The sequence below is a fragment of the Georgenia sp. G2120 genome, from assembly GCF_055326485.1.
The window spans coordinates 26,536-35,328 of record NZ_JBUZNL010000021.1; the positions used below are offsets into that span (position 1 = coordinate 26,536).

Annotated in this window: 4 protein-coding genes and 3 pseudogenes; 2 read left to right on the forward strand and 5 right to left on the reverse strand. The window is 69.5% G+C overall.

The annotated features are described in order from the left end of the window. Window positions 1-125 precede the first annotated feature (125 nt). Window positions 126-1,448, forward strand: a pseudogene (locus ACZLMO_RS16115) (short-chain fatty acid transporter). Between the two features lie 45 nt (window positions 1,449-1,493). On the opposite strand, the gene ACZLMO_RS16120 reads toward ACZLMO_RS16115, so the two are convergent. Then, complete coding sequence (locus ACZLMO_RS16120; protein ID WP_463654309.1) at window positions 1,494-1,997, reverse strand: MarR family winged helix-turn-helix transcriptional regulator; 504 nt, start codon at window positions 1,995-1,997, stop codon at window positions 1,494-1,496. Between the two features lie 83 nt (window positions 1,998-2,080). Between ACZLMO_RS16120 and ACZLMO_RS16125 the strand changes: the two genes are divergently transcribed. Continuing rightward, a complete protein-coding gene (locus ACZLMO_RS16125; protein WP_463654310.1) occupies window positions 2,081-2,566 on the forward strand; it encodes a general stress protein in 486 nt (161 codons plus the stop codon). Between the two features lie 292 nt (window positions 2,567-2,858). Here ACZLMO_RS16125 and ACZLMO_RS16130 read toward each other — a convergent pair whose 3' ends face one another. The 4 genes and pseudogenes from ACZLMO_RS16130 to ACZLMO_RS16145 all read right to left on the reverse strand — a co-directional run. Further along, window positions 2,859-4,106 carry a VOC family protein gene (locus ACZLMO_RS16130; RefSeq protein WP_463654311.1) on the reverse strand — a complete coding sequence of 416 codons (1,248 nt, stop codon included), beginning with the start codon at window positions 4,104-4,106 and terminating at the stop codon, window positions 2,859-2,861. 170 nt (window positions 4,107-4,276) lie between these two features. Further along, on the reverse strand, window positions 4,277-6,748 hold the full coding sequence (locus tag ACZLMO_RS16135) for a sugar phosphate isomerase/epimerase family protein (RefSeq protein ID WP_463654312.1): 2,472 nt from the start codon (window positions 6,746-6,748) through the stop codon (window positions 4,277-4,279). 241 nt (window positions 6,749-6,989) lie between these two features. Further along, a pseudogene (locus tag ACZLMO_RS16140) lies at window positions 6,990-7,709 on the reverse strand (3-keto-disaccharide hydrolase); the annotation flags it as partial. A 545-nt stretch (window positions 7,710-8,254) separates the two neighbouring features. Then, window positions 8,255-8,793 (reverse strand): annotated as a pseudogene (locus tag ACZLMO_RS16145) (alkaline phosphatase); the annotation flags it as partial.

Here is an 8,793-nt window from a genome sequence, read left to right on the forward strand (position 1 = left end):
GCGGCCTCGGGCGCCATACGTGCGAGCAGGCACGCATGTCCGACAGCCCCGATCGACGCCCGACAGGCAGCACGCCGGCACCGTCCCGCGACGCGTCCGACAGCGGGGCGGTCCTCGGGCGGCTGATGCGCCCTCTCCACACCCTGGTCGAGCGCTACGTACCCTCGGCCCTGCTGTTCGCGATCGTCCTGACGTTCGTCGTCGTCATCCTGGCTCTGATCCTCACGGACGCCGGGCCGAGGACGATCGTCGTCGAGTGGGGGAACGGGCTCGCCGGCCTGCTCGCGTTCATGACGCAGATGGCGCTCATCCTGCTGCTGGGCTACATCCTGGCGAGCACGCGCCCCGTCATGCGCCTTCTCCGCGCCCTGGCACGCGTGCCGAGGAGCCCGATCCAGGCTTATCTGTTCGTCTTCCTGGTGGCGGCGATCGCCTCGCTCATCACCTGGGGCCTCGGTCTGGTCGCCGGCGCGCTGCTCGCCCGCCAGGTCGCCTACGAGTTCCGGAGCCGGGACGTGCCCGTGCACTTCCCGATGCTCGTAGCCGCTGCCTTCTCCGGTTTCGTGGTGTGACACATGGGGTACTCGGCGTCCGGTCCGCTCCTCGCGGCCACGCCCGACTCGTTCGTGGTCGACCAGCTCGGTGAGCCCCTCCCGATCTCCGAGACGATCTTCAGCTCGTGGAACGTGATCGGAGCGGTGGCGACGATCGCCCTCGTTGCGCTCGGCCTGTTCCTCGTGGCGCCGAGGCGGGGGAGCGCGATCAAGGTGCTCGAGATCGACGCCCGCGAGAAGGACGTGGAGATCGACGACGCGGTCGAGACCCCCGCCGACCGCGCCGACGCCTCCCGTATCCCCACGCTGCTCGTCGGCCTCATGCTCGTGGCGTACCTCGTCCTGCACTTCATCGACGGCGGCAGCCTGACGCTCGACATCGTCAACTGGAGCTTCCTCGCGCTCATCATGTTGCTCGTCCGCAACCCGTTCGAGCTCGTCACGCTGACGAAGCGAGCCGCCGCGAACGTCGGCGAGATCCTGCTCCAGTTCCCCCTCTACGCAGAAATCATGAAGATGATGACCGGAACGGGGCTCATCGCCGTCTTCTCGGACGCGCTCGTCTCGATCTCCAACGAGTACACCTTCGGGCTGTTCGCCCTCCTCTCCGCCGGAATGGTCAACTTCTTCGTCCCGTCGGGCGGCGGGCAGTTCGCCGTGCAGGCACCCATCATCCTCGAGGCGGCGCGCGACCTCGGCGTCGATCCCTCGATCGCCATCATGGCCGTGGCCTACGGCGACCAGTGGACGAGCATGATCCAGCCGTTCTGGGCGCTCCCGCTGCTGGCGATCGCCGGCCTGAAGATGCGCGACATCCTCGGGTACACGACGATCACGCTCATCATGTCCGGGATCGTGTTCGCAGCGACCCTGCTCGTGGCCAACCTGATCTGAGAGGGATGCGGCCGGGGAGCGGCGTCGGCGCTGCCCCCTCGTGCGTCAAGGTCGGTCGCCGGTCGTGGATCCGGCGGTCGCACCGGTGGGCGGCGGCACCGCGTCGTCGTCGATCGTGTCCGCGAGGCGCCCGAGCAGGGTTGTCAGCCGGTCGACGTCCGCGGTCGACCAGCCGGCGAGGAGTCGCGCGGCGACGTCCCCGACCTCGTCCTCGTAGTCGTCGAGCAGGACGCGCCCCTCCGCGGTGATGCTCACCGCGACGGCACGTCGGTCCTCCGGGTCCGGCGTGCGGGCGACGAGGTCGCGCCGCGTGAGCCTGCCGATCTGCACCGTCATCGTCGAGCGGTCGACCTCCTGCCAGGCGGCGAGCTCGCTCATCCGCACCGGCCCGGTGTCGGCGATGCGGCGGAGCAGCCAGCCGTCGACGGGGGAGAGGTCGGGTGCGTCCCGGCGTCGCCGGTCGCGATCCATCCAGCGTTGGATGGAGCTGAACGCGCGGTACATCGTGCGGCCCAGCGCGAGGGCCTGGGTGGGGTTGGTCGGGTTCACGGTTGCTCCGGGTCGACATCGACTAGTTTGATTGGTACGCTCAAACTATCATGGCAGCAGTCCGGCGAGAAGGGGAGAGCGAATTGACCGACACGACGACGACAACCAATCCTGCGACCGAGGGGCCCGTGCTCGACCGGGTCGTCATCGGGCACTACGACAGCCACGTCGGCGCCGAGCAGGCGGTCGACCTGCTCGCCGACAAGGATGTCGACGTCGCGACCGTCAGCATCGTCGGGCACGACCTCAAGTCGGTCGAGCTCGTCACCGGCAACATGGGGTTCGGCAAGGCGGCCCTGTACGGACTCGGCGGGGGCGCCTGGCTGGGCCTGCTCGTCGGGCCTCTGCTCGGCATCTTCCTGCCGTCGCCCGTCTGGGCGGAGGTCGTGCTCGGATCGGTCGTCTTCGCCGCCGTGTGGGGGCTGATCTTCGGGCTCGCCGGCTACGGACTCGTCGGCCGTCGCCGCAGCTTCCGGTCGACCAGCGGCACGCGGGCCTCGGTGTACACGGTCGAGGTGCCGGCCGACATCGCCCGGCAGGCGACCCAGGTGCTCGACGCCGGACGATGAGCCGATCACCGGCCGGTCCGTGGCTGCGATCCCGGGTCTGGCCCGAGGTCGCGGCCACGGTCGTGTCCGGGGGTGGCGACGGCTGGCGGGCGGGGATGTCGTGCCACTCCCGCACGAGGCAGTTCCGCCGCTGCGGTGCCGAGGCGTGGGGAGGGGGATGTTGCGTGGGGCGACCGACGGGACGAACGACCGTCCGACGTCCCTCCGGGCTGTCGCGCGAGGGGACCGTCTCGCTCGACAGAATGACATAATGTGCATTATCGGATCGTGGGGCTGTGTGGCGAGCGTAGCCTCACGGGGCGTTTGTCGGGTCTGTCGGATCTGACGTGGCGGACGGTCCTGACGGAACGTCTGTGGTCGACGGACGTCGGTCCACGACGACGACCAGCTCGTTGCCCTCGGGGTCGGCGACGTGCCATCCGCTGTCGGTAGCCTCCAGCAGCGTCCCGCCGGCCGCGAGCATCCGGTCGAGTCGCGACCGCGCGGCGCCGGCCGACATGGCGAGCTCGACGTGGATGCGGTTGCGCTGGTCCCGGCGCCGCGTCTCCGAGACATCGATCTGCTGGAAGGCCAGCACGGGACCGAGACGGCGCGGATCGACGATGTCATCGATCCCGTCGCGCGGGTCGGGTTCGTAGCCGAGGGCGACGAGCCAGAACTGCTTGACGGTCGCGATGTCGGCGGCGTCGAGGAAGAGCTGCGTACAGCGCGGAAGCCGTGGGTCTGCGCGTGCTCCACAGCGTCGTGCGACGGTCTGGATCCGTTCGGCGACGAGGGTGAAGTCGAGGTCGAGGCCGTGCGCGTCCGGCTCCCACCGGTCCTTGCCGCTGTCGAGGACGACCAGGCCCTGGCGCAGGTCGATGAGCAGCGGGAAGCCGGCGTCGTGGGCGATCTGGGCCGCAGCGACGGCGAGCTCGCGCTGCTGCCCGGACGACGTGCTGCGGTAGCACGCCATCGCGCCGAACACCTGGTGCCAGTCGGACGCCTGAGGGCTGTCGGTCAGCGGTGATCCGGGCACGAGGTCGACCTCGTTGCCGTCCCGGTCCGCGTGCCGGACGCCGAACGGGCCCGTCGGCTCGCCGAGCGCCGCGCGATCGACCTCGAGGGCCGGTCGGACGACGTCGACGTGGACGCGGTTCCGCAGCGGACGGTCGTCGGTCGACCGCCGGATGCGAATGGTCGGGTCGCGTCGCAACGGGTCCAGCAGCACCTCTCCCCCGCCCTGCGCGTAGCCGAGCGCCCGCTGCCAGAACGCTGTCAGGTATGACGGTCGGTGCGACGCAAGCACGACAGACATCGGCGCCACGACGTCCGGGCGCGCGGCAAGCCCGGCGTCCCGTGCGGCCGCCGAGACCGTCGACGCCAGGGAGATATCGGGGAGCCGGACGCGCAGTCCGGTCGGCCGGATGTCGACGGCGATCGTCGACGAGATCTCGAGGAGACGGTCGGCGAACGCGGCGCCCTCGACCAGCGACGGCGCGTCGAACCACGTGGCCGGCTCGTCGTCGAGTAGGCACCAGTCCATGTCCTGAGATGACATGCGAGCGACCGTAGCGGATGATCCTGCCCGGACATGACGAGCGCTCCCCCACCCGGGAGGGGTGGAGGAGCGCTCGGCGTGGTCCGGAGCGAGCTCCGGTCATTGGTGGGGCGGGCGTCCGCTCACTCGCGAGACTGGCTCACGGGTGAGCGGACGCCGCGTCCGGTTCGTCAGCGGCGCACACCGAGGGTGTCGCTGCCGTCGCCGTTCCAGTCGCCGACGAAGACCTCGTCGCCGGAGCGGCCGTAGCGGACCTCCTGGTCGGCCCAGCCACCCGTGAGGGTGTTGGACATCAGGTAGAGGTTGCCGCGACGCGAGGCGAACGTGTCGTTGCCGTCGCCGTCCCAGTCACCGACCAGGACCTGGTCGTTGCCGCGACCGTAGGTGAACTCCGCGTCCGCCCAGCCCGTGGTGAGCGAGTTGGACACGAAGTACCTCGCGCCACGGCGCACGGCGAACGTGTCGGTGCCGTCGCCGTCGTAGTCGCCCACGAGGACCTGGTCGTTCGCACGGCCGTAGTCGAGCTCGGCGTCAGCCCACCCGCCGGTCAGCGAGTTGGTGAGGAAGTAGCTGTTGCCGCGGCGGACGGCGAAGGAGTCCACGCCATCCCCGTCCCAGTCACCGACCAGCACGGTGTCGCTCGCGCGGCCGTAGCTCAGCTCGATGTCCGCGTTGCCCCCATAGAGGCTGTTGGACAGAAAGTAGGCGTTCCCGCGACGAACGGCGAGCGTGTCGCTGCCGTTGCCGTCCCAGTCGCCCACGAGGACCTCGTCGCCCGGACGACCGAAGGAGAACTCGTGGTCGGCCCAGATGTCCCAGCCGTCGTTGAGATAGAACCCACGACCCGCAGTCGGCGGAACCGGCTCCGGCTCCACCGGAGGCTCGGGCTCGCCTGCCTCCTGGCCGGTGAGGTACTCGAAGCCGGTGGTCACGAAGTCCTCGCCGTCGGCGGCCAGGTCGTACTCGAGCACGTAGTACGCGACCGGGGCGTGCTGCTGCGCGGACGCGATGATGCCCGGCAGGTCGACCTCACCCTCACCGAGGTTGGTGAAGGTCGGACGCTCGTCGCCACCCAGACCGGTGGCGTCCTTGATGTGCAGGAGCTCGATGCGGTCGCCGTGCTCCTCGATGAGAGCAGGGACGTCGACGCCGGCGTGAGCGGCCCAGGCCACGTCCAGCTCGAAGGTCACGAGGTCGGGGTCGGTCTCGGCCACGAGGATCTCCCAGGCCGACATCTCCACGCCGTCGTGCTCGTAGACGGTGGTGAACTCGCCGTCGTGGTTGTGCCCGAAGAACTTCCCGACACCCGCGTCCACCGAGCGCTGACCGAGGCGGTTCATCGCCTCCGCGGTGGCGATGGTGTCCTCGTAGCTGTCGATGCCCGGGGCGGCGAAGCCACCCGAGCCGACGTACTCCTGGCCCACGGTGGTCACGTAGTCGAGGGTCTCGTCGAAGGTCTCCTCGTCGGTGTTGTAGTGCGACGACGGCACCCGCAGGCCCAGCTCGTCGGTCATGGCGCGGAACTCCTCGGCGGTGTAGTCACCGAACGTCCCGCCGAAGGGCTCGATGTTCTCGAACCCGATCGATGCAAGGCGGCCGAGGACGGGCTCGAGGCCCGCGTCGCTCACCCACGGGATGAGGGAGAACATCTGGATCGAGACGTCCTCGACCGGGATGAGCTCCGGCTCCGGCTCCGGCTCGCCGGCCTCCTGGCCGGTGAGGTACTCGAAGCCGGTGGTCACGAAGCTCTCGCCGTCGGCGGCCCGGTCGTACTCGAGTACGTAGTACGCGACCGGGGCGTGCTGCTGCGCGGACGCGATGATGCCCGGCAGGTCCACCTCACCCTCACCGAGGTTGGTGAAGGTCGGACGCTCGTCGCCACCCAGACCGGTGGCGTCCTTGATGTGCAGGAGCTCGATGCGGTCGCCGTGCTCCTCGATGAGCGCCGGGACGTCGACGCCGGCGTGTGCGGCCCAGGCCACGTCCAGCTCGAAGGTGACGAGGTCGGGGTTGGTCTCCTCGACGAGGATCTCCCAGGCGGACATCATCTCGCCCTCGTGCTCGTACTGGGTCGTGAACTCGCCGTCGTGGTTGTGCCCGAAGAACTTCCCGATCCCGGCGTCCACGGACTGCTGGCCGAGGCGGTTCATCGTCTCGGCCGTGGCCAGCGTGTTCTCGTAGCTGTCGATGCCCGGGGCGGCGAAGCCACCCGAGCCGACGTACTCCTGACCCAGGGTCTCGACGAACTCCAGGGTCTCACCGAACGTGTCCTCGGCGTTGTTGTAGTGCGACGAGGGCACCCGCAGGCCGAGCCCGTCGGTCATGGCACGGAACTCCTCGGCCGTGTAGCCGTTGAAGTTCCCGCCGAAGGGCTCGATGTTCTCGAAGCCGATCTCTGCGAGACGGCCGAGCACCGGCTCCAGGCCGACCTCGCTCACCCAAGGTGTCAGGGAGAACATCTGGATCGACACGTCCTCCACGGGGACGTGGATCTGTTCTGCCTGCGCCGGCTCCTCCGCCGGCTCGGCATCGCCCGGTGATGCGGCGGCGACGCCGATCCCCATCGGTAGCACGAGCGCGCCTGCGAGCGCTGCGCCCGCCGCTCGCGGCAGCAAACGGCTGCCTGGTCCTCGTCTGGTCACGATTCCTCCTTGAACTCGCACACCTGGTGCGTCGCGCGTGTCGACGCATGTACCCGAGGGCGGCGGCCACTCCGCCTCACTGCCCTCGGCTGGTCCGCGGCACACCGTTGATGCCGGTTCCCCCTCGGGTTCGGTTCGCCGGTCCACCGTGGATTCACCCATCCAATCACCGTCGGACCCAAAGGTGAAGGGGTTTCGATCAACCAAAAAAGAAGTGGTGAGCCAGATCTCGGTCGACGCCTCACATGCGAGGCATCGGCCATCGACCGTCGCTGCGGTACGCGATCTCCGCCTGACCGGACCGCGCTTGCTCGCCGTCGCTCGGACGGGGTTCGCCCACGGTGCCGGGGCCGTCGTCGTCGTTCTCCGCGATGCGCACGTTGCGGAACGAGACGTCGTCTCCGTCGCCGTGGTTCTGCAGCCCGATGTAGCCGGAGCTGAGGTCACGTGCCGGGTCGGTCGACTCGAACGAGTTGACGAGAACGTCGTTGAGGTAGACCTCGATGATCGGGTCGTCCACGACGATCTCGAACGCGTTCCACTCCCCCGGCGGGTTGAGCGCCTCGTCCCGGGCCTCCTCGTCGGCACCCTGGAACGTGTAGATGGCACCGGTGGTGCGGTCGGGCTCGTCGGTCGCGTCGATCTGAATCTCGTAGCCCTCGTTCACCGTGATCCACGGGTCGTCGGCCGGGTCCGGGAACCCGACGAACACGCCGGAGTTGTCGTCGCCCGCCATCATCCAGTCGAGCCGGAGGCTGTAGGACTCGAACTCCTCGGGGAACCACAGGAGACCCATCCCGCCGGTGGTGAGGGCGGTGCAGTCCTCCTGCAGCTCGACGCTGCCCGGGCCGGCCTGGTTCCAGGCGTCGAGGCTGGCCTGTGTGCCGTCGAACAGGGCCGTGTAACCCTCCTCGACCTCGCCCGGCTCGCACACCGCGGGCGCCGGGGTGGCCGGTGAGCTCGACTCGTGATCCGGGTCCGCGCATGCGGCGCTGGATGCCAAGAGCACCACCAGTGCTCCCGCACGGGCAGTGCGGCCGGCCCGACGCCCGGGACGGCCGCCCGTCGATCGACCGTTCACGACTCCCCCTCCCCCAGACCCCAGGGCACAGACTCCCGACGCGCCGCGTCTGTTCGACGTACGGCTACCGAGCGACGTCGGCCGAGCCGGGTCACAGTCGCCGGAGCCGCGTTCGTGTCTCACGCCCTTCGTCGGGCCGGTCGAGCGCCCCCTCCGTGGTCGCGCCCATCCAATCACCACGCGGACGGGAGCGACAGGCATTCGACCCGAACGACAAGGAACGGTTGCGCAGCGTGGTCGGGGCTCGGCCACCGACCGAGCCCCGACACCCGTGGCACGGCCTCGACGACGACGAGCGCTCCCCCACCCGTGATGGGTGGAGGAGCGCTCGATGCGTGCCGGAGTGGGCTCCGGTCACCAGTGCGGTGGACATCCGCTCACCCGCGAGTCTGGCTCACGGGTGAGCGGACGTGTCCTCCCTGTCGTCAGCGGCGGATGCCGAGGGTGTCCGCGCCGTCGCCGTTCCAGTCGCCGACGAAGACCTCGTCGCCCGAGCGGCCGTAGCGGACCTCGAGGTCCGCCCAACCACCGGTGAGGGTGTTGGACATCAGGTACAGGTTCCCGCGACGCGAGGCGAACGTGTCGCTGCCGTCCCCGTCCCAGTCACCCACGAGCACCTGGTCGGCCGAGCGGCCGTAGGTGAACTCCGCATCCGCCCAGCCGGAGCTGAGCGAGTTCGACACGAAGTACCGGGCCCCACGACGCACCGCGAACGTGTCCGTCCCGTTGCCGTCGTAGTCACCGACCAGGACCTGGTCGTTCGCACGGCCGTAGTCCAGCTCGGTCTCCGCATCCCCACCGGTGTGGCGGTTGGTGAGGAAGTAGCTGTTCCCGCGCCGGACGGCGAAGGAGTCCACGCCGTCGCCGTCCCAGTCACCCACGAGCACGGTGTCCCCGGAGCGGCCGAAGGTCAGCTCGATGTCCGCGTTGCCCCCGTAGAGGGAGTTGGACAGGAAGTAGGCGT